This is a genomic window from Microbacterium aurantiacum, assembly GCF_040532595.1.
In the GTDB taxonomy this organism is placed as follows: domain Bacteria; phylum Actinomycetota; class Actinomycetes; order Actinomycetales; family Microbacteriaceae; genus Microbacterium; species Microbacterium chocolatum_B.
This window is the reverse complement of record NZ_JBEVYX010000001.1, coordinates 880,136-901,608: the sequence shown is the minus strand read 5'-3', so window position 1 is coordinate 901,608 and position 21,473 is coordinate 880,136. Positions and strand designations below refer to the sequence as shown.

Sequence of the window (21,473 nt, the reverse complement as noted above, 5' to 3'; positions counted from 1 at the left end):
AGAGGGTGCTGCTCGTCAACACCCCTCACGTTTCCTCCCCGCGCGCGATCATGAGCTGTCGAACACGGCCTCAACGACCTCGCCCGGGGAGGAACCATGACCGAGCAGACGACCGCGCGCAGCGCATCGACCGTCAGACCGAACTGGCCCGTCCTGATCGGGTCCTCCGTGCTCATCGTCGGCATCGCCGCATGGGCGATGCTGCTCCCCGACCAAGCGGGCGGCGTCATCGGATCGGCGGTCGGGTGGGTCGCCACCAACCTCGGGTGGTACTACATCCTCACCGCGACCCTCGTGCTCGGGTTCGTGATCTATCTGGCTCTCTCGCCGATGGGGAAGACCAAGCTCGGACCGGATCATTCGCGGCCGCAGTTCCGCCTGTTCACCTGGATGTCGATGCTCTTCGCCGCCGGCATCGGAATCGATCTCCTCTTCTTCTCCGTCGCCGAACCGGTCGCGCAGTACTACGAGCCCCCGACGGGGGCATCGGAGAACATCGAAGCCGCCCGCCAGGCGGTGGTCTGGACGCTGTTCCACTACGGACCCGTCGGGTGGGCCATGTACGCCCTCATGGGCGGCGCGTTCGCGTACTTCGCGTACCGCCGCAACCTCCCCCTCAGCATCCGCTCGCTCCTGACCCCGCTGCTCGGCAATCGCCTGCGCGGGTGGGCCGGGCACACGGTGGACATCGCGGCCGTCCTCGGCACGGTCTTCGGCATCGCGACTTCGCTCGGCATCGGCGTCGTGCAGCTGAACTACGGGCTCTACCTTCTCTTCGGCATTCCGCAGGGGGTGGCCGCGCAGGTCGGGCTCATCGTGCTGGCCGTGGTGATGGCGACGATCTCGACCGTCTCCGGCGTCGAGAAGGGGATCAGGCGGCTCTCGGAGCTGAACGTGATCCTCGCGATCGTGCTCCTGTTCTTCCTCGCGGTCACCGGGAACACGCGCCGACTGCTCGACGGCATCGTGATGAACGTCGGCGATTTCGTCGCCACGTTCCCGAACCTCATCATGAACACCTTCGCTTGGGTGCAACCCGACGACTGGATGAGCGCGTGGACCCTGTTCTTCTGGGCCTGGTGGATCGCATGGGCGCCGTTCGTCGGGCTGTTCCTGGCGCGGATCTCGCGGGGGCGCACCCTTCGTCAGTTCATCACCGGAGTCCTCGTCGTCCCGTTCGTCTTCATCGCGGTGTTCATCTCGGTGCTCGGGAACTCGGCTCTCGAACTCATCGTCGGCGGGGATGCGGCCTTCGGCGAGACGGCGCTCGCCTCGCCCGAGCAGGGGTTCTACGACCTCCTCGCCGCGTACCCGGCCGCGCCGCTCGTCATCGCGCTCGCCACTCTCACGGGCCTACTGTTCTACGTCACCTCGGCGGACTCCGGTGCCCTCGTCCTGGCGAACTTCACCTCGATCATCGACGACCCCCGCGAAGACGGCAGCAGCCGGATGCGCGTCTACTGGGCGATCGTGACGGGTGTGCTGACGATGTCGATGCTGCTCATCGGCGGCATCCCGACCCTGCAGAACGCGACCCTCATCGTGGGTGTGCCGTTCTCGATCGTGCTGTACCTCGTCATGATCTCCCTCTTCCGGGCGCTTCGGACCGAGCAGCACCAGGCGGAGGGCTTCCGAGCCACCGTCACCGCGCGGATCGCGACGGTGGAGACGCCCTGGCGGCGGCGACTGCGTCGCGTGGCGGAGTTCCCCAGCCGCGACCAGGCGCTCGGCTACCTCGAGAAGACCGCGGAACCGGCGCTGCGCGACGTCGAGACCGAACTCGCGGCGGTCGGTGTGGACGTCTCCTACGCCCGCAGCGAGGTGGCCGACGTCGACCTGCCGACGCTGGTGCTCTCCGCACGCTTCCCCGATCACGCGGACTTCGTCTACCAGATCTACCCGGTCGTGGAGGAGCTGCCCACCTACGCGCATCGCACCCCGCGCCGGAGCGACCTGTACTACCGGCTCGAGGTGTTCACGGCGACCGGGTCCCGCGGGTACGACGTCTACGGCTACACCACGGAGCAGCTCATCGCCGATGCGGTCGCCCACTACGAGTCGCACATGGAGTACCTGCGGGTCGCGCCTGACGGCCAGGACGCCTCGATCGTCGAGGACGCCCCCGTCCCGGACTGGCAGTCCGACTTTCCCACCCATCAGAGCTGACCTGAGCAGTCAGAGCTGGACCGAGCAGAAGGAGCCCCCCATGCCCGAGACACTGTTCATCGACGGACGCTGGGTATCCGCCGCCGCAGGCGGAACCCGCGAGATCCATTGCCCCGCCGACGGCGCTCTCGTGGCGGTGGTCGACGAGGCTGACGAAACGGACACCGTCCGCGCGATCGCCGCCGCACGCGCCGCCTTCGACCGCGGGGAGTGGGCGGACACGCCCATGCCCGAGCGCGGTGCGTTCCTCCTCCGCGTCGCGGCGATGCTCCGGGAGCGCAAGGAGGAGTTCGCCGAAGCCGAATCGCGCGACACCGGCAAGCGCATCGTCGAATCGCGCATCGACATGGACGACATCGCCGCGTGCTTCGAGTACTACGGCCGCCTCGCCGGCAACGACGCGGGTCGCGTCGTCGATGCCGGATCCGCCGACGTGCTGAGCCGCGTGGTGTACGAGCCCGTGGGCGTCTGCGCACTGATCACTCCCTGGAACTACCCGCTCCTCCAGGCGGCGTGGAAGATCGCGCCCGCGCTCGCCGCCGGGAACTCGATCGTGCTGAAGCCGGCGGAGCTCACCCCGCACACGGCGATCCTCATGATGCGCGTGCTCGAGGACGCGGGGCTGCCGCGCGGCGTCGCGAACCTCGTCCTCGGCTCGGGCGCCTCGGCGGGCGGTCCGCTGTCCACGCACGAGGACGTCGACATGGTCTCGTTCACGGGAGGGCTCGTGACGGGCCGCGTGATCGCGGCGAACGCGGCCGCGACGGTGAAGAAGGTCGCCCTCGAGCTCGGAGGCAAGAACCCGAACGTCATCTTCGCGGATGCCGACTTCGACGCGGCGGTCGACAACGCGCTCAACGCTGCATTCGTGCACTCGGGGCAGGTGTGCTCCGCCGGAGCGCGACTCATCGTCGAGGCATCCATCGCCGAGCGCTTCGTGGATGAGCTCGTCCGCCGTGCCGAAGCGATCCGTCTCGGCGGGCCCTTCGACGACGCGGCGGAGACCGGTCCGCTCATCTCGGCCGCGCACCGCGACAAGGTGACCGCCTACGTCGAGAAGGGTGTGGAGGAAGGTGCGCGCGTCCGCTGCGGCGGCCGGTGGGGCGAGGGAGATCTCGCCGGCGGCTTCTACTACCTCCCCACGGTCCTGGATCAGGTCACGCGGGGGATGTCGGTCGTCCGCGACGAGGCGTTCGGGCCGGTCGTGACGGTGGAGACCTTCGAGACCGAGGACGAGGCCGTCGCCACGGCGAACGACACCGTCTACGGTCTCGCCGGTGCTGTCTGGTCGCAGGATGCCGGTCGGGTTCAGCGCATCGCCGGGCGCCTCCGTCACGGCACGATCTGGATCAACGACTACCACCCCTACCTCCCCCAGGCGGAGTGGGGCGGCTTCAAGCAGTCCGGCTTCGGTCGCGAGCTCGGTCCGACCGGCCTCGCGGAGTACCAGGAGGCCAAGCACATCTATCAGAACCTCCGCCCGGCCGTGACCGGCTGGTTCGAGAACCGCTGACGAAAGGATCCGTCATGAAGACCACGCACACCTTCGATTACGTCGTCGTCGGCGGCGGCTCTGCCGGTGCCGCCGTCGCCGCCCGCCTGAGCGAAGACCCCTCGGTCACGGTCGGCCTCCTGGAGGCCGGCCCCACCGACGTCGACACGGACGTCGTCCTGACGCTGTCGCGATGGATGGAGCTGCTCGAGTCGGGCTACGACTGGGACTACCCGATCGAGCCGCAGGAGAACGGCAACTCGTTCATGCGGCACGCGCGCGCCAAGGTCTTGGGCGGGTGCTCGTCGCACAACTCGTGCATCGCGTTCTGGGCGCCGCGCGAGGACCTCGACGAGTGGGCGCAGAAGCACGGTGCCGAGGGATGGGATGCCGAGAGCACCTTTCCCCTTTTCCAGCGCCTCGAGACCAACGAGGACGACGGCGACCACCACGGCCACGACGGGCCTGTGCACATGATGACGGTGCCCTCGACCGACCCGTCGGGCGCCGCGCTCCTCGCCGCGTGCGAGCAGGCCGGCATTCCGAACGTCCGCTTCAACACGGGCGAGACGGTCGTCAACGGCGCCGGTCTGTTCCAGGTGAACCGCCAGCCGGACGGCACGCGTGCCTCCTCGTCGGTGTCCTACCTGCATCCGATCCTCGAGCGGGAGAACCTCACCGTCCTCACCGACGTCCATGTGCGGGAGCTCGAGTTCGACGGCGACCGCTGTGTCGGCGTGCAGTACGTCGACAACGCCTTCGGCCGCCCGAACCGTATCGCCGCGACGCGTGAGGTGATCGTCTCGGCCGGGGCGATCAACACCCCGCAGCTCCTGATGCTCTCGGGCATCGGCCCGCGCGAGCACCTCGAAGAGCACGGCATCCCGGTCCGAGTGGACGCTCCCGGCGTCGGCGCGAACCTGCAGGACCACCCCGAGGGAGTCGTCCAGTGGGAGGCGAAGAAGCCCATGCCGCGCGACTCGGTGCAGTGGTGGGAGATCGGCGTCTTCACTCCCACCGAGGAGGGCCTCGACCGACCGGATCTCATGATGCACTACGGCTCGGTCCCGTTCGACATGCACACCTACCGCGCCGGGTACCCCACGGCCGAAGAGGTCTTCTGCCTCACGCCGAACGTCACCCACGCCCGCTCGCGCGGGACGGTGCGCCTGCGCTCGCGCGACTACCGCGACAAGCCGATGGTCGACCCGCGGTACTTCACCGACCCCGAGGGTCATGACATGCGCGTGATGGTCGCCGGCATCCGCAAGGCCCGCGAGATCGTCGCCCAGCCGGCGATGGCGGAGTGGGTCGAGCGCGAGCTCTCCCCGGGAGCGGATGCCGTCACCGATGAGCAGCTGACCGACTACATCCGTCGGACGCACAACACGGTCTACCACCCCGTGGGGACGGCGCGGATGGGCGCGATCGATGACGCGATGTCGCCGGTCGACCCGCAGCTGCGGGTGAAGGGCGTGACCGGCCTCCGGGTCGCCGACGCGTCGGTGATGCCGGAGATCACGACGGTGAACCCCAACATCACCGTCATGATGATCGGCGAGAAGTGCGCCGACCTCATCCGCACCGCGTGACGGGTTAGCATTCCGGCATGACGACCCCGACACCGATCTCCGACGTCTCGATCGGCGGAGACGCCATCCGTCTCGGACAGTTCGTGAAGTTCGCGGGCCTGCTCGACTCCGGCGGCGACGTGAAGGAGGCGATCATCGACGGCTACGTCGAAGTGAACGGCGAGGTGGATCGTCGTCGAGGTCGGCAGCTGCAGCTCGGGGATGTCGTGGGCTTCGAAGGGCGTCGCGTCCGCGTCTGCGCGTGAGGCAGCGCCCCTCGCGTCAACCGTCGCCGCCTTGTGCCGATAAATGAACGATCGCTAAGATATCACCAGGTCGAGCATGTCGGCCGACCGGCGTCCTTCGAAGGCGATTCTCGTGAGCTCCGTTTCGCACCTGTTCTCTCCCCTCGAACTGCGCGCGGTCACGCTCCCGAACCGCATCGGCGTCTCACCGATGTGCATGTATTCGGCGGGTCCGGACGGCGTCGCGACGGACTTCCACCTCGTCCACCTCGGCAGTCGGGCCGCGGGCGGGGCGGGTCTCGTGTTCACCGAGGCGGTTTCGGTCACCAGCGAAGGTCGCATCACGGACGGCGATCTTGGGCTCTGGAACGCGGCTCAGCAGGATGCTCTCGCGCGGATCGCCCGCCAGGTTCGAGCCGCGGGAGCGGTTCCCGGCATCCAGCTGGGTCATGCGGGCCGCAAGGGCGGGCGCACCGTCCCCTGGAGCGGATACGAGCCGATACCCGCCGATGAGTGGGGGCGCCTTCTCGCGCCCTCGCCGCTGCCCTTCCGGGATGGCTGGTCCGCGCCCACGGAGATGTCCGCGGCGGACCTCGACGACGTCGTGGAAGCCCACGCACGGTCGGCTCGGCGTGCAGTGGATGCGGGATTCGACGTGATCGAACTGCACTTCGCCCACGGCTACCTCGTGCATCAGTTTCTCAGCCCACTCGCGAATCACCGGTCCGATGCTTACGGGCGGGACCTCGAAGGGCGGTCGCGGCTCGCCGTGCGCATCGCCGCGGCGGTCCGCGCAGAGATCGGAGAGGATGTGGCGCTCTGCGCGCGGTTGTCGGTCGTCGACTGGGCGGCGGGTGGGGTCAGCCTCGACGAGTCCGTCCAGGTGTCGCGGTGGCTTGCTGATGCGGGCGTAGACCTCATCGACTGCTCGAGCGGGGCGGTCGTGGCGGGGGAGCAGGTGCCGACCGCGCCCCTCTACCAGGTGGATTTCGCCGACCGGATCCGGCGGGAGGCCGGCATCCGCACGGGAGCGGTGGGTCTGATCACCACTGCATCCGACGCCGACGCCGTCATCCGTGAGGAGCGCGCGGATCTGGTGCTCATCGGGCGGGCGATGCTGAGGGATCCTTACTGGGCTCGTCTCGCCGCGGTCGAGCTGGGCGCCGATGCGGCGCCGCCGCTGCCGATTCCCTACCGCCGAGCCGTACAGCGGATGGCGGCCCGCACGCAGTGGTGACCGGTCTCGGCGGCCGAAGCCCGATCAGTCGAGCCAACCCGGCGTGAGCCGGGGCAGGTCGTACGGTGGCGGGGTGTGTCCGTCCCCGACCAGTGGTTCCACGCGGAGCCGTGTGAGTCGCATGAAGCAGATCCGCCAGCCGTCAGCGGTGCGCGCGTACTCCTCCTCGTAGTGGCCATAGCCTCGGATACCCCATTGGCCGCCCAGGTCGATGCCCTTGTACCCGCGGCTGCCCGGCGCCCACGTGAGCTGGTCGAACATGGACCAGATGCCCCGCACGCGGTTGTCGCCGATCGCTCGCAGCTCGGGCATGAAGCCCTGGTGCACGGACTCGATTCCGTCGAGATAGGCCGCGACACCCGCGACGAATGCATCCGGCCCTGCGGTGGCGAAGGCGAAGCCGTCGAACACCGCGTCACGGGCGAACAGCGTTCGCAGATCTCCCCAGCGTTTCGTGTCGACGTACCGGAAATAGCGGGACTTCAGCCCGCGGATCTCTTCGAGATCCGCGGGCGTCACCTCCGTCATCGCCGTCTCATGTCAGAAGGAAGCCGCCATCGATCACGACACCGGTTCCGTAGATGAACGAAGAGTCGTCGCTGGCGAGGAACACCGCCAACCGGGCGATGTCGTCGGCGTCTCCCACGCGACGGGCAGGCACGGCCGAGAACAGCTCGAGTGAGGACGGGTCCGCTTCCCAGAAGGGGCGGGTCAGGCCGGTGTCGATGGCGCCTGGGCAGATCGCATTCGCGCGGACGTTGTGCGGCGCGTAGTCCAGGGCGAGCTGCTTGGTGAAGCCGAGGATGCCGTGCTTGCTGGTCGTGTAGGCCGCACCGCCCGAGCCCGCCACGAAGGAGGCCACGGATGCCGTGCTGATCACCGTGCCGCCACCGGCGGCGATGATGTGCGGGAGCACTGCTTTCGTCACCACGTACGCGGACAGCAGGTTGATCCCGATCACGCGATCCCACAGCGCATCATCGGTGTCGAGAAGCGGTGCCTGGTTGTCGAAGATGCCCGCGTTGTTGACGAGCGTCGTGAAGCCGCCGAACGCGTCGAGACCCGTCTGCACCGCGGCCGCCACCTGCTCGCGGTCGCGGACGTCCGCCGCCGCCGACACCGCAGATCCGCCGTCGGCGACGATCGCGGCTGCCGTCTCGGCGGCGGTGTCGGAATTCAGGTCCACAGCGACCACGTTCGCCCCCTCTGCCGCGAAGCGGCGGGAGATCGCGCGGCCCATGCCGGAGCCCGCCCCGGTCACGAACGCGGTGCGTCCAGGGAGCTTGAGTGTCATGTCTTCCTCTTTCTGTGATGGGGGAGGTGCGGTGTACCCGCGGGTCAGGGCAGGATCCGCTGCTCGCGCAGACCGCGCAGGAGATCGACGAACATCTGCTCGGTGTCGATGACCTCCGTGAACCCCGCCTGACGGAGCTTCACCGTGCTGACGAACGCCGGGCTGCTGTTGCGGCCATCCGATCCGTACGCGAAGGCGAAGTCGGCGTAGTGGTGCGACTCGCCGACCAGCTCGGCGATGGTCGTGGGCTCGAGGTCGTGCTCGCGCACGATCTCCGCCCACACGTCCTCCTGCTCGAGGAGCCACGTGGCCAGCTGCAGCGGGCTGTCGGGTCCCTGTTCCACGCCGAGCTCGTCGGCAAGAGCCGGCCACAGATCCCGCCACTCGAACACATCGCCGTTGGTGATGTTGAAGGTTTCGTTCCTCGCGGCCTCGGCGGTGGCCGCCCATTCCAGAGCGCCCGCCATGAGCCGGCTGTCGACGGCTTCGGCCACGTAGGACGCGCCGCCGGGGAAGGCGAACGACTCTCCCTGATGCTTCCGGATCGCGCCGTAGAGCCCGATGATCGGAATCAGGTTCATCGCGGCGCCGGTCGAGAGGCCGAAGACGAACTGCGGGCGGAAGATGGTCCACCCGGTGTCGTGAGCCGGGCCCCACTCGCGGATCAGGTCCTCCTGCTCCCAGTAGAAGTTGCGGTGCTCCACGCGAGGCTGCGATTCCCTCGCGGGGATCCGCATCGGCTGCACGTGCACGCCGTACGCCTTCGTGCCCTGGAGGAGACTGATGTGCTCGATGTGCGTGCCGGTCGCGTCGAGCGCGTCGAGGAGGTTGGCGAGCATCGCCCGGTTGCGTGCGATCTGCTCTTCGTTCTGCCAGCCGCTGATGAGACCCGGCATCTCGTAGAGCGCGGCGAACACGACATGCGTCACCTGCGGCACGCCAGCGATGGCCTCCCGGGTGGCGTCGGCGGAGCTGAGGTCGAGCGGGACGAACGTGTACAGCGACTCGTCGACGAACTGCGGGCGCCGACGGGATGCCGCGACGACGTTCCAGCCTTCCCGCGCGAACCGTTCGATGCTCGCGGAGCCGACGACCCCGGATGCTCCGAGGATGAGGACCGTTCCTTCTGACATGACTACTCCTTAGTCGGGGGTGGGTGATGGTGGCGGAAAGCGCTCAGAACAGATCCCACAGGGACGGTCTGCGAGTGAGCTCGGCCGCGGATTCCTCGGCGATGATCCGTCCCGAGCGCATCACATATGCGTGATCGGCGACGGCGAGGGCCTTCGCGATGCTCTGCTCGATGAGAAGTACCGAGAGGCCGTCTTCGTCGGCAAGCCGTCGCAGGTCCGCGAACAGCTGGTCGACGACCACCGGTGCCAGGCCCAGGGACGGCTCGTCGAGAAGCAGCAGGCGCGGCGAGGACATCAGTGCGATCCCCAGGCTCAGCATCCGCCGCTGCCCTCCCGACATGGTGCCGGCGAGCTGAGTCCGCCGCTCGGCGAGGATCGGCCACCGCTCGAGCACCCATTCGCGGCGCGCTGCGCGCCGGTGGGAGTCGCGCTCTGTGAAGGCGCCGAGCGTGAGGTTCTCCTCGACCGTGAGGTCGGGGAAGACGAAGCGCTCCGAGGGTACGAACCCGACGCCTGACATGACGCGGTCGCGGGGAGCGCTCTTGTCGATACGCGTGCCGTCCAACAGCACCTCGCCCTTCTTGGAGGGGAGGAGCCCGAACGCCGTGGCGATCGTCGTGGTCTTGCCTGCGCCGTTATGGCCGAGGAGGACGGTGATGCCCGCCGGTGCGACGGTGAGATCCACGTCGAAGACGATCTGCTTCGATCCGTAGCCACCGCACAGTCCGCGCAGTTCGAGGCGGGGAGTAGCGGTCACTGTTGCGGTGGAAGACTGCTCATGCGGTTCCAAAGTAGGCCTCCGTCAGTCGCGGGTCGGCGAGAAGGTCGTCAATGCGGCCCTCCGCGGTGACCGTGCCGTTCTCCATGAAGTACGCCCAGTCGGCCAAACGACTGATCGCCTGGATGCTGTGCTCGACGATGCAGACGGTGTGGCCGAGACCTCGCATCCGCTCGATGAGTCCCAGCAGTTCGTCCGCGGCGCTGCCCTCGATGCCCGACAGCGGCTCGTCGAGCAGGAAGATCTCGGCGCCGGTCGCGAGCACGCGGGCGAACGCGACCTGCTTCTGCTGGGCGAAGGACAGAGCACTCGTCGGCGTGCGCGTGCTCGGGTCCAGGCCCACGAATCGCAGCCACTCGGCGGCCGTGTCGGCGAGGACGCGCTCACGGCGGATCCAGATCCACGGGGCGAAGAAGAGGAGGAGGGGATTCTCGCCGGCGTGCGGGCGGCCCGCCATCATCACGTTCTCGATCGGGGTCAGAGAGCCGAAAACCCGAAGGTCCTGGAACGACCGGACCATCCCGGCTCGGGCGACCCGGTCCGGCCGCCACCCGGTGATGTCGGTGCCGCCGAGAACGACCGTGCCGGCATCCGGGCGGATCTCCCCGGTCACGAGGTTGAACACCGTGCTCTTGCCGGCGCCGTTCGCGCCCACGAGCGCGGTGATCTCGCCCCGGCGCAATTGGAGAGTGAGATCGCGCACCGCATGGACGCCACCGAAGCTCTTGTCGATCCCGCTCACCTCGAGGACCGCCTCTCCGCGCGCTCCATCGGGTGTCGGAGTCGTCGGCTCCGACACCCGCGCCGGCGCGCCGCTGGGCGCGTCAGGCGTCGGGCGCCGGTGGGCGCGCGGGACCCGGTGGCGTTCCGGGATCAAGCCGACGGGGCGGAAGCGCATGATCAGGATCAGCAGCAGCCCGAAGACGACGGGGCGGATGAGCGCGGAGTCCTCGGGGCGCAGGCGCAACACCTGCTGCAGCACAGGGGTGACTGCGATGATGAGCGCTGCGCCGACGAGCGACCCGGGAATCGAGCCGATGCCGCCGACGACGACCATGGCGAAGACGAGCATCGTCTGATCGAGGGAGAACAGGCTCGGTGCGGCGATGCCGTTGTACAGCACGAGCAGACCGCCCGCGAAGGCTGTGAGCCCCGCCATGACGGCGAACGTGAAGAGCTGCACTCCGAGCGGCGATTTCCCGAGAGCGCGCACCGCTACGCGGTCGTCCTTCGCGGCCCGCAGCAGGCGGCCCAGGGGCGATTCGGCGATCAGTGCGCAGATCGCGACAGCGATGATGAGAAAGCCGACGAGCCACGGGAGAAAGTCAGTCGGTCGCAGCGCCTCGACGCCGAAGAAGCTCGGCAGTGGCAGGCCGATCAGGCCCTGCTGGCCCCCGAGCTCGGGGGAGGCGACGATGACGGTCACGGTGAGGATCGACAGCGAGAGCGTCATCAGCATGACGTACTCGGGGCTCAGGCGCAGGATGGGGCCGCTGATGATCAGCGATGCGGCCGCACCCAGGACGGCGCCCGCCAGCAGGGCGGGAATCGTCGGTGTTCCGGCGTGGAGGAGCAGCAGAGCCGTGGTGTAGCCGCCGAACGCGCCGAACGCGGCGGAGCCGATCGAGAAGATCCCGGCGTATCCGATCAGGACGTTGAGGGAGACCGCGTAGATGGCGAAGATCAACGCCTGATCGAGGTATCCGATCCAGAATTCCATGGCTCAGCTCCTCGCTGTTGCCGGGGTGCGGGCGTGCAACACGCCGGCACCCTTGAGTACGAGATACACGAACAGGCACCCGAACACCACGATGTTGGTGAGATTCGAGGGGATCCACAGCGCGCTGACCACCTGGACGATCCCGAGTGCGATCCCGATCAGAACCACGCGGAGTCCGGGGGCGGTGGCACCGGCCAGGAACGCGATCACGAAGGCGGCGAACATCGGGTCGTATCCCATCGAGGGGGTGGCGGAGTACCGAGCGGCTGCGAAGACGCCCGCGAGGCCGGACGCCGCGGAAGCCACGATGAAGATCATCACGAACACGGATTCGGGCCGGATGCCGACGACCGCGGCCATCGTCGGGTTGACGCGCACCCCGCGGATGACCTGTCCGGCACGGGAGTACCGCAGGACGGCGACGCCGGCAGCGGCGATCGCCCCGAAGATCGCGAGAGTGACGAGGTCGAGAGTCGTCAGTCGCAATCCGAAGGGGAGCCCGATGATCTCCACCGGGACCAGTTCGTAGGGCAGGGATGTGCTCTCGCGGGCCCAGAGGAACTGGATGAGGCTCTGGCCGCCGATCGAGAGGCCGAGAGCCGTCACGAAGATCGGCAGGAGCGCGGCATCTCCGGAGCGTCGGGCGAGGGGGCGGTAGAGGATCAACTCGATCGCTCCGCCGAGGGCCGCCGCGGCGACGACGCCGGCGAGGGCAGCGAGGATCGAGGGCGTTCCGATTCGGGCCAGGAGTGCGGCGACGAACGCCGCAAGGGTGATGGTGAGCGAGTACGCGAAGTGGAATCGCTGTGCGACGTTGAGAATGAGCGACATGCCGAGGCCGAGAACGGCGAGCTGTACTCCGGTGACGATGCCGTTGAGCACCAGTTGTGCGAGGAGGGTCGGATCCACGTCGATCTCTTCCTGGGTGGGGGAGGAGGGGCCGACGGCCGTCGGCCCCTCCCTGTCGGCTATTCGGTGAGGCTGAAGTCGACGCCGCCGATGCCATAGCTGGCCAGGCGCGTCACGTTCTGGCCGTCCCAGAGGAAGACGCCCATGTCTCGCGCCGAGAGGCTGTGAGACACCGCGTCGATGGACTCTTCGCCGTTGAGGTCATCCATCGTTCCGCCGTAGACGGAGGCGAAGGTCAGATCCGACTCGAACGCCTTCAGTATGTCGTCGGGGTTCTCGACGTCACCGCCCGCGGCGAGGACGCGCTGGACCACCGTCCAGAGCTTGAACATGTCCTGGTAGTAGTTGGCGAAGTAGAAATCGACGACCGTGTCCGGGTACGCCTCCGCGGCGGTGTCCACGAGATACTTCGCCCACTGGTTCGAGGGGTTGGCGGCGTCGAAGTAGTCCAGCGAGAACATGAACCCATCGGCGGCGGAGCCGGCGATCTCGGCCACGTCCGGGATGAACTCGGTCCCGATCACGGGCAGATCCGAGCCTGCCGCACGCAACTGCTTCAGGAAGTAGCCGCCGTCAGTCCCGTACTGCGCTTCGACGATGAGCTCGGCATCCGAGGCGATGATCTTGTTGATCGCGCTGGTGAAGTCCGTGCCGCCGTACGTCACGACCTCTGTGGAGACCAGCTCGATCCCGTTCCCTTCGAGTTCTGCAGTGGCCTTGTCGACCGAGTCCTGCGTGTTCTCCGCGCCGGTATCGCCGATGATCATGGCGACTTTCGTCACCTCGGGCATCGCCGAAGCGATGTACTGCGCGGTGCCGGCGAAAGTGTCATTCGGCGGCAGCGCGCGCGTGCCGTAGAAGTAAGGCTGACCCTTTCCGAACTCCTGCGTGCCACCGCCGCCGTCCAGCGAGAGGATCTCGTACTGCGCGATCGGCTGGAGGGCGGAGCCCAGGACTCCGATGTAGGAGTAGAGGGCCATGTGCACGCCCTCCTGCGCGAACTCCCGTGTCGTCTGAACGCCCGCCTGGGCGTCGCCGGACTTGTGGTCCTTGATGCTGAGCTGGAAGTCGGGGCCGCCGGCAGCCTTGATCTGATCGGCGGCCAGCTGAGCGCCCTGGACCATGACCTCGCCGAAGTAGGCGCCCTGGCCGGACAGCGCGACGTTGATGCCGACGGGGATCGTCAGATCTCCACCGAGGTTGGCGGTGTCGGCGCCCGAGAGGGCGACGACGTCGCCCTCGACGCTCGAACCGCCGCCGGGCTGGGTCGGATCGGACGGTGCGGGATCAGAGGAGCAGGCCACGAGGGCCAGCACGGCGATCGACGCCGTGAGGGTCGCGAGCGCAGCGCGTCGGGTGTTCCTGGTGCGAGACATCATTGTCCTTTCTCCGCCGCATCTTCGCGGCTGCTGTGAGAGTCCGGTTCGGGCCGGACACCGATCGTTCTAAACGAGCGTTCGGTATATTGCGTTTATAGAAACACGCGGGATCGTCGCTGTCAAGAGCGTCAGCGCGTCTCGTCGACGAGAGCGCTCAACGCGTTGTCGGCGAGCAGCTCCGAGGCGATCGAAGCGGTCAGCTCGCCTTCCGCGACGGACTCTGCTCGCGCGGTGATCCAGCGCGGGTCGTCGCGGAACGCATTCCAGTTCGCCGTCGGATCGCCCTCGTGGCGGAGCAGGTAGATGAGACGATCGGGGTTCTCCAGGCTGGTCCAGTAGCCCAGCGGTGTCATGCCGTGAGTGCGGAACAGCGCGTCCGTATGGTCGCGGAAGCGTGCCATGAGCCTCTCCGAGCAGCCGGGCAGGATTTCGTAGGTGCGCAGCTCGAGGACGCTCACAGCGTCGCCTCGCTTCCGAGCAGCGTCGTGCACTGGCTGGAGAGGAAGCCACCGTTGCCGTGCACCAGCGCGACGTCGCAGTCCGCGACCTGGCGCTCGCCACTCTCGCCGCGGATTTGCCGTACCGCCTCGACGAGCAGGAGGAGGCCGTACATCCCGGGATGGGCGTAGGACAGTCCGCCGCCGTTCGTGTTCACCGGAAGGCGGCCGTCGGGCCCGATCCCCGTATCGCGCACGAACGCCCCTGCTTCGCCCTTGCGGCAGAAGCCGAGGTCTTCGAGGAAGAGCAGTGTGTTGATCGTGAAGGCATCGTAGAGTTCGACCACATCGACGTCCTCGACCCGCAGGCCCGCCGCCGCGAACGCCCGCTCCCCGGACTGGACCGCAGAGGTCGTGGTGAAGTCCGGCATGCTGGAGATGTGCAGGTGACTCTGCGCCTCACCACTTCCCAAGACGTAGACCGGGGGTTTCCGCAGGTCGCGCGCGCGTTCAGCAGAGGTGACCACGATCGCGCCGCCGCCATCGGTGAGCAGGCAGCAGTCCTTCACGCTGAGCGGGTCGCTGATCATCGGGGCGTTCAGCGCCTCGTCGAGCGACAGCGGCTTGCGTGACCATGCCACCGGGTTCTTCACCGCCCAGTCCCGCGCGGCGACGGCGACGCGGGCCAGATCCTCCCTCGTCGTGCCGTACTGGTGCATGTGTCGGGATGCCGCCAGGGCGTACGCGCTGATGGGCATCATCGGCCGGTATGGCTCTTCGTAGGGATTCGGCGCCTCCTGCGGGATGGTTCCGCCGGATTTCAGCAGGGATCTCTGAGTGCTGCCGTAGGCGATGAGGGCGACCTCGCAGAGCCCGGCCTCGATCGCCGCCTGAGCATGGTGCAGATGCGCTTCGAAGGACGATCCGCCGGTGTTCGAGCCGTCGGAGTATCGCGCGTTGACGCCGAGGTATTCACCGAGGCTGAGCGAACCCATCATCATCTGGGTTCCGGCCGCGAAGAGCCCGTCGACCTCCGACAATGCGACTCCGGCATCCCGCAGGGCGCGGATCGAAGCCTGACCCATGAGGTCCGCCGGCGTCGTGCCCGGGGTCACCTCGCCGAGGTCGGATTCGGCAACGCCGACGATCGCGGATCGTCCGCGCAGCGCCCGGGTCATGAGTCCTCTCCTGCCGGTTCGAAGCAGGGCAGTTCCGCACCGTTCTCGCCGATGGGCTGCATGACCACGCGCACCCGCTGACCGATCCGGACATCGGACGCGGGGATGCCGACGACGGTCGACATCATGCGGAAGCCTTCGTCGAGCTCGATCATCGAGACGTTGTGCGGTTCCCCTCCGCGGGGCCGAACCGTGGTCGCGGCGTAGACGACCCCGACGCCCTCCGAAGTGGTCCAACGGAGGTCGGTGTCTCCGGTCCCCGGTTCGGCGACGCGGGGGAAGAACACCGGCTCACCGGTCGCGGTCGCGACCTGATAGGCGAGTGATCCTTCGGCGGCGTGCCGCAGGAATGTCGCCCGGGGGGATTCCGCGATCCGGGAGTCCTCTTGATCGTTCACTGTGCCCTCTTCTCGTCGTAGTCGTAGAACCCTCCGCCGCTCTTGCGGCCCAATCGCCGGCGCCCGACCAGATCGACGACCGCGGGGATCGGACGATCCTGGTCCACCCCGGTCTGCTCGAAGATGAGCTGCTGCATCTGGTAGTTGACATCGAGGCCCGCCATATCGAGGAGCTCGAAGGGACCCATCGGGTGCCCGAGTGCGTTGCGGCAGATCTCGTCGACGGCTTCCACGGTTGCGAACCCGCCGTCCGTGAGCGCTGCCGCTTCGCGGACGATCGCGCTGAGGATGCGGTTGGCGACGATGCCAGGCACCTCGCGGGGCAGGGCAACGGGCGACTTCCCCATCCGCCGGCACGCATCCAGGACCGCCGGCGCCACATCAGGGTCGAGGCGGTCGTGCACGACGACCTCCACGCAGTCCATCACGAGCGGCGGGTTGAAGAAATGCGCGTTGATCACGCGGCCAGGTCTGCCGGTGGCCGCTCCCAGGAGCGATGCCGTGATGCTCGAGGAGTTCGTGGCGAGGATCGCATCGGCCGGGGCGAGGGCGTCGAGCCTTGCGAAGAGCGCCGACTTCGCGGCGAGATCCTCCTTGATGGCTTCGATGATCAGCTGCGCGTCCGCGGCTCCTGCGCTGAGGTCGCTGCTGAAGACAAGCCGCTCGAAGGCGTCGTCCGCAGAACGCTGACTCAGCTGCCCCTTCTCGACACGTCGATCGATCCGTGTGCGCAGCGCCGTCTCGGCGGACGTCAGCGCGTCGGGATACGCATCGTGCAGGTGCACGCGCATTCCGCCGAGGGCGGCGAGCATCGCGATCTGCGATCCCATGGCCCCCGCTCCGACGACGAGGACTCGTTCGATGCTCATTTCATTTACCCCCGAATCGTGGTGCGCGCTTCTCGACGAAGGCTCTGCGGCCCTCGTCGCGATCAGATGTGCCGTGCAGTGCCGCCGAAGCGAGCGTCTCGGCGATCAGGGACGCCTCTCGCGAGCCTTCGCCGGCGACATCGGTCACGAGACGCGCGACTTGTACCGCCAATGGCGCCTTGCTGCCGATGAGTCGAGCCGTCTCGTGGGCGGTGGAGAGCAGGTCGTCGCTTCCGACGACATGGGTGACGATGCCGATCCGGATCGCCTCGGCGGCGTCGAATCTCCGGCCGGTCAGGATCAGCTCGCGTGCCCGCCCGCCCCCGACTGTGCGGACGAGTCGGGTGATGCCTCCCGCGGCGGGGAGGAGGGACCAGCCGAGTTCCGGCAGGCCGAACGTGGCCGTCTCGACGCATATGCGGATGTCGCACGCGAGTGCGAGCTCCAGGCCGCCTCCCAGCGCCGCGCCATTGACGGCGGCGATGGACGGCTTAGGGAAGCGAGCCAACCGGTCGAAGACCTGTTGCATCGGGAGACGGAGTGCTTCGCGGACGCCTGCCGGCTGCGCAAGCTCGGTGAGGTCGCCGCCGGCGACGAAGGCGCGATCCCCGGCGCCGGTGATGACGATCGCGGCGACATCGTCCCGGGATGCGAGGGCGTCGAGGGCCTCGTCGAGCTCGCGAAGCGTCGCGGCGTCGAGCGCGTTGTGGATCTCTCGACGATCGATCGTCAGGGTGGCCACGTCATCGTGGACGGTTGCGGTGATCATGATTCCTCACTGAGGAGATTAACTAAACGAACGCTAGTTTGGGAAACGTTAGGGAACGGGGCGAGCACTGTCAAGCACCCGCTAGTGCCGACGGAACGCGGAGTGGCCGGTGACGGCTTTGCCGATGATGAGGCTCTGGATGTGGTCGGTTCCGTCGTAGGTGAAGACGGCCTCCATGTCGGCGAAGTGGCGCCCCACGACGTGCTCCGCCACGAGGCCGTTTCCGCCCATGAGGTCGCGGGCGATCGCCAGGACCTCTCGCCCTTGGCGTGCGCAGAGCATCTTCGCCGCGGACGCCATCACGTGGGTGAGGCGATCCTCCTCGAGTGCTCGACTCACCTGGATGCAGGTCACACGCATCGACGAGATCAGGATGGCCATCTCGGCGATTCTGTGCTGGACGAGCTGGAACGCCGTCAGAGGGCTGCCGAATTGCTCGCGTTCGGTCAGGTACTCCACGACCGCCTCGAACGCGCCGATGGACAAGCCCAGCGCCTGCCACGCCGCGATCGGGCGGACGGCGTTGAAGGCCCCCGCGATCTGCGGCCCCTCGGCGCCGTCGAGACGGTGATCCGCCGGGACGAAGACCTCGTCGAGGACGATGTCGGTCGGCCACGACGAACGCATCCCGATCTTCCCCTCGATGGGCGTCGCGTGGAAGCCCTCCGTGTCCTTCGGCACGACGAACGCGGCGAGCGCTCCGTCATCGTCCTTTGCGAACACGATGGTCAGGTCGGAAACGGAGGCATTGCCGACCCACCTCTTCCTCCCGGAGAGCCGATAGCCGGTTCCGTTTCGCCGCGCGCGGGTCTCGATCCCGGCGGTGTCGCTGCCGTGGTCGGGTTCGGTGATCCCGAGGGCGCCGATCGAGCGGCCGGCGGCCATGTCCGGGAGCCATCGCGACTTCTGTTCCGGCGTGCCCAGAGACGAGATCGCCCGCAGCGCGAGAACCCCGTGGATGCCGAAGAATGCACTGAGCCCGAAGTCCACCTTCGCCAGCTCCGCGGCGACGAGGCCGTCGGTGACGTCACCGAGGCCGGAGCAGCCATAGCCCTCCACGCCGCCTCCGTACACGCCGAGGCGGGTGAGTTCGGGGACGAGGTCGAGGGCCATGCGTCCGTCGACCCACCGCTGGGCGGCGCCGGGTGCGGCGTGCTCTCGGTTGAACCTCGCCACACGCTCGCGCGTCGCCCGTTCCTCCGGGGTGAGCAGGCTCTCGCTGTCGAACAGGTCCGATCCCGTGGCCGGTGCGTCGTCATTCATTGCGGCGGTCCAGTTCTCGCAGCGACATCCGGGTGATCTTGCCCGTGACGGTCTTGGGAAGGTCGTCGAGGAACTCCACGAGCCGGGGGACCTTGAACGCCGCGAGGTGTGAGCGGCAGTGGGCGATCAGGTCCTCCGCGGTCACGGACTGTCCCGGGCGGACACTCACGAACGCCTTCACCGTCTCCCCGCGATACTCGTCCGGTACCCCGACGACGCCCGCCTCACGGACGGCGGGGTGCTCGTAGAGAACCTCCTCCACCTCCTGCGGCCAGACCTTGAAGCCCGACGCGTTGATCTGGTCTTTCTTCCGATCGACGAGGTAGAACCATCCCTCCGCATCCATCGTGGCCATGTCGCCGGTGCGCAGCCACCCGTCTGTGAGCTGTCTCGCGGTCTCGTCCGGATTGTTCCAGTAACCCGCCATGACGTGCGGTCCTCGGACGACGAGCTCGCCCGGTTCACCGATTCCGACAGGGAGGTCGTCGTCGCCCACGAGCATCGCGTCCGTATCGGGCACCGGGATGCCGAGGGCGAGGGAGCCGGCGGACGACACGGGGCTCCGATGCCCGAGAGGAGTGCCGAACGTCGGCGATGTGGTCTCCGTCATGCCGTAGCCGTTGTGCAGGTACACCCCGGTGGCGTTCTGGTAGCGCTCGACCACGCTGGGCGGAATGGGCGCGCCGCCGCAGATGATCTTCGTGAGCGACGAGATGTCGACCTCGCCGAAACGCGGACTGTCGAGGAACGACAGGAAGACCGTCGTCGCACCCACAGTGAACGTGACCTTGTACCGATCGATGAGATCGAGGATCGTCGGCACATCGAATCGATACCCGAGGATGAGCGGCGCCCCGACGAGCAGCGTCAGCGCCACACTGCAGATGAGGCCGGTCACATGGAACAGCGGTGCCATCGCGAAGATGACGTCGTCATCGCCGAGTCGGCGCATGCTGCGGAACGTCTGCGCACTGAAGAGCACGTTGCCGTGGGTGAGCACAGCTCCCTTGGGGGGACCCGTCGTGCCGGAGGTGTACGCGATGTAGGCGGTGTCGGAGGGAGCCAGGTCGACCATGGGTGGGCGCCGCCCGGCGAACCGCGCGATCACATCGTCGTAGCTGTCGGCGCCGCCGTGACCGACCGCCTCCACGCCCAAAAGCGGAGCCGGGAGACCCTCCGTGCGACCCAGGGCGCGGAGCCCGGTCGTCGCGATGACCAGGCGCACCGCGGAGCGATCCCGCACCGCATCCGCGATCGGCAGAAGCGAGTCCAGAGCGACGAGGGCGACCAGCTGCGAGTCCTCGAGGATATGCGCGAGCTCCCTCTCTCGGTACATCGGGTTGATCGGCACGATCGCCGCCCCGATCTTCCAGGCCGCGATCGTCGCGACGAGGAACTCCGGGACGTTCTGCAGGTAGAGCCCGACAGCCGCGCCTCTGCCGAGGCCCGCCTCCGCGAAGGCGGCGGCGAGGGCGTCGGACTCGGCGTCGACCTGCGCGGACGTCCAGGACCGGTCGAAGTAGGCGAGAGCCATCCCATCGGGGTGGGTGCGGGACCGGGCGAGGAACGGGGCGAGGACGCTCGTCGCCTCACCGGGGTCGTGGAAGCCCGTCGTGTCGCCCCAGATGCGATCCCAGGGACGGGCGTCGAAGACGGTGCTCATTTGATCGCGATCGGGTTCACGGGCGCGCCGGTCGCGTTGGCGATCTTGATCGGTCCCGCGGCGTAGAGGAAGTCGTACTGGCCGTCATCCGCGCAGTCGGCGGCGAGCGCGTCGAGGGAGAGGATCTCCGCGAACGCGATGCCGAGGTTGCGCATCAGTGCGGCGTGCATCACGAAGGCCGCGCCGGACTCGTGGACCGTCCGCTCGTTGCCGATCGTGTCGGTCGCGAAGCTGACGACATCGTTGTCGGCGAACCACTGGACCAGCTCGGGGCTGAAGTTGATGCCCGGCTCGATGAAGTCGGCGTAGAACTCCTGCGGGTCGCGGGACGCGAAGCTGCCGATCTCTCCGGTGCGCAGCAGCAGGATCGAGCCCTTGCCGATCTCCACCTGCTGGCGCTCCAGGCACGCGAGAACGTCCGAGAGCCCGATCGCCGTCGCCTTGGCGAGGTAGTCGACCTCGAAGTGGCGGGCCATGTCGAGCAGCACGCCGCGTCCGACGACACCGTGCCGCGCGATCGGTAGGACAGCGTCCTTCGACATCCCGAGCGTGGTCGAGTCGGCCGGGTAGCCGTTGTAGATCTGATCGTCGTACCAGACGTGGCCGAGGGCGTCGTAGTGGGTGGCGCCCTGCAGGAACATCGCCACGTAGTCGTCGGCGTACTCCGTGCCGCCCGGGTTGGTGAACTTCTTGCCCGCGACGTAGGAGCTGCGGTCCTGCGTGTTGTAACGCTGGGTCTGCGCCCGGCCGGGCCAGATCGGGTCGTTGCCGGTCCCGAACTCGCTGCCCAGAGTGAACACCTTGCCCGAGCGCACGGTCCCCACCGCCGCCAGCACGGCATCCGGGGTGAGGAGGTTGACGGCTCCGAGTTCGTCGTGGTCGCCCCAGCGCCCCCAGTTGGAGGGCGAGTTCGCCAGGAGGTCGCGGACGTTGGTTGCTTCTGACATTGCTGTCTCCTTTGACAGTCTGCGT

Annotated in this window: 20 protein-coding genes; 5 read left to right on the top strand and 15 right to left on the bottom strand. The window is 67.9% G+C overall.

The window, feature by feature from the left end; all coding sequences use genetic code 11:
- Window positions 1-96 precede the first annotated feature (96 nt).
- From betT to ABXJ56_RS04370, 5 genes are all read left to right on the top strand, one after another.
- Complete coding sequence (betT, locus tag ABXJ56_RS04390; RefSeq protein WP_353998503.1) at window positions 97-2,166, top strand: choline BCCT transporter BetT; 2,070 nt, start codon at window positions 97-99, stop codon at window positions 2,164-2,166.
- Between the two features lie 40 nt (window positions 2,167-2,206).
- Entirely contained in the window at window positions 2,207-3,679 is a 1,473-nt protein-coding gene (locus tag ABXJ56_RS04385; RefSeq protein ID WP_353998502.1) for an aldehyde dehydrogenase family protein, read from the top strand.
- 14 nt (window positions 3,680-3,693) lie between these two features.
- Window positions 3,694-5,250, top strand: coding sequence for a GMC family oxidoreductase (locus ABXJ56_RS04380; protein WP_353998501.1), 1,557 nt, complete (start codon window positions 3,694-3,696; stop codon window positions 5,248-5,250).
- A gap of 17 nt (window positions 5,251-5,267) precedes the next feature.
- A complete protein-coding gene (locus ABXJ56_RS04375) occupies window positions 5,268-5,495 on the top strand; it encodes an RNA-binding S4 domain-containing protein (RefSeq protein WP_353998500.1) in 228 nt (75 codons plus the stop codon).
- Between the two features lie 112 nt (window positions 5,496-5,607).
- On the top strand, window positions 5,608-6,711 hold the full coding sequence (locus tag ABXJ56_RS04370) for an NADH:flavin oxidoreductase/NADH oxidase (RefSeq protein ID WP_353998499.1): 1,104 nt from the start codon (window positions 5,608-5,610) through the stop codon (window positions 6,709-6,711).
- 24 nt (window positions 6,712-6,735) lie between these two features.
- On the opposite strand, the gene ABXJ56_RS04365 is transcribed toward ABXJ56_RS04370, so the two are convergent.
- The 15 genes from ABXJ56_RS04365 to ABXJ56_RS04295 all read right to left on the bottom strand — a co-directional run bounded on the left by ABXJ56_RS04365 (window position 6,736) and on the right by ABXJ56_RS04295 (window position 21,448).
- Window positions 6,736-7,239: a nuclear transport factor 2 family protein gene (locus ABXJ56_RS04365; protein WP_353998498.1), complete on the bottom strand. Its 504-nt coding sequence runs from the start codon at window positions 7,237-7,239 to the stop codon at window positions 6,736-6,738.
- 7 nt (window positions 7,240-7,246) lie between these two features.
- Entirely contained in the window at window positions 7,247-8,005 is a 759-nt protein-coding gene (locus ABXJ56_RS04360; protein WP_353998497.1) for an SDR family NAD(P)-dependent oxidoreductase, read from the bottom strand.
- Window positions 8,006-8,049: 44 nt separating this feature from the next.
- Entirely contained in the window at window positions 8,050-9,138 is a 1,089-nt protein-coding gene (locus ABXJ56_RS04355) for an SDR family oxidoreductase (protein WP_353998496.1), read from the bottom strand.
- Window positions 9,139-9,181: 43 nt separating this feature from the next.
- The gene (locus tag ABXJ56_RS04350; protein WP_353998495.1) at window positions 9,182-9,895 is read right to left on the bottom strand and encodes an ABC transporter ATP-binding protein; all 714 of its coding nucleotides are present in this window, start codon (window positions 9,893-9,895) and stop codon (window positions 9,182-9,184) included.
- A gap of 19 nt (window positions 9,896-9,914) precedes the next feature.
- Complete coding sequence (locus ABXJ56_RS04345; protein WP_353998494.1) at window positions 9,915-11,636, bottom strand: branched-chain amino acid ABC transporter ATP-binding protein/permease; 1,722 nt, start codon at window positions 11,634-11,636, stop codon at window positions 9,915-9,917.
- Window positions 11,637-11,639: 3 nt separating this feature from the next.
- Window positions 11,640-12,545 carry a branched-chain amino acid ABC transporter permease gene (locus tag ABXJ56_RS04340; protein ID WP_353998493.1) on the bottom strand — a complete coding sequence of 302 codons (906 nt, stop codon included), beginning with the start codon at window positions 12,543-12,545 and terminating at the stop codon, window positions 11,640-11,642.
- A gap of 59 nt (window positions 12,546-12,604) precedes the next feature.
- Window positions 12,605-13,924 (bottom strand): ABC transporter substrate-binding protein, encoded by a 1,320-nt coding sequence (locus ABXJ56_RS04335; protein ID WP_353998492.1) that lies wholly within the window; start codon window positions 13,922-13,924, stop codon window positions 12,605-12,607.
- Between the two features lie 128 nt (window positions 13,925-14,052).
- Window positions 14,053-14,382, bottom strand: a complete 330-nt coding sequence (locus ABXJ56_RS04330; protein WP_353998491.1) for an NIPSNAP family protein — start codon at window positions 14,380-14,382, stop codon at window positions 14,053-14,055.
- The gene (locus tag ABXJ56_RS04325) at window positions 14,379-15,539 is read right to left on the bottom strand and encodes an acetyl-CoA acetyltransferase (RefSeq protein WP_353998490.1); all 1,161 of its coding nucleotides are present in this window, start codon (window positions 15,537-15,539) and stop codon (window positions 14,379-14,381) included. The genes ABXJ56_RS04330 and ABXJ56_RS04325 overlap by 4 nt, the downstream gene beginning before the upstream one ends.
- The gene (locus ABXJ56_RS04320) at window positions 15,536-15,937 is read right to left on the bottom strand and encodes a Zn-ribbon domain-containing OB-fold protein (protein ID WP_353998489.1); all 402 of its coding nucleotides are present in this window, start codon (window positions 15,935-15,937) and stop codon (window positions 15,536-15,538) included. The genes ABXJ56_RS04325 and ABXJ56_RS04320 overlap by 4 nt, the downstream gene beginning before the upstream one ends.
- The gene (locus ABXJ56_RS04315) at window positions 15,934-16,806 is read right to left on the bottom strand and encodes a 3-hydroxyacyl-CoA dehydrogenase family protein (RefSeq protein WP_353998488.1); all 873 of its coding nucleotides are present in this window, start codon (window positions 16,804-16,806) and stop codon (window positions 15,934-15,936) included. Before ABXJ56_RS04315 ends, ABXJ56_RS04320 begins: the two co-directional genes overlap by 4 nt.
- A gap of 1 nt (window position 16,807) precedes the next feature.
- Complete coding sequence (locus ABXJ56_RS04310; RefSeq protein WP_353998487.1) at window positions 16,808-17,575, bottom strand: enoyl-CoA hydratase/isomerase family protein; 768 nt, start codon at window positions 17,573-17,575, stop codon at window positions 16,808-16,810.
- Between the two features lie 81 nt (window positions 17,576-17,656).
- Window positions 17,657-18,838 carry an acyl-CoA dehydrogenase family protein gene (locus ABXJ56_RS04305; RefSeq protein WP_353998486.1) on the bottom strand — a complete coding sequence of 394 codons (1,182 nt, stop codon included), beginning with the start codon at window positions 18,836-18,838 and terminating at the stop codon, window positions 17,657-17,659.
- Complete coding sequence (locus tag ABXJ56_RS04300; RefSeq protein ID WP_353998485.1) at window positions 18,831-20,501, bottom strand: AMP-binding protein; 1,671 nt, start codon at window positions 20,499-20,501, stop codon at window positions 18,831-18,833. The genes ABXJ56_RS04305 and ABXJ56_RS04300 overlap by 8 nt, the downstream gene beginning before the upstream one ends.
- Complete coding sequence (locus ABXJ56_RS04295; RefSeq protein WP_353998484.1) at window positions 20,498-21,448, bottom strand: cyclase family protein; 951 nt, start codon at window positions 21,446-21,448, stop codon at window positions 20,498-20,500. Before ABXJ56_RS04295 ends, ABXJ56_RS04300 begins: the two co-directional genes overlap by 4 nt.
- Between the last annotated feature and the right edge of the window lie 25 nt (window positions 21,449-21,473).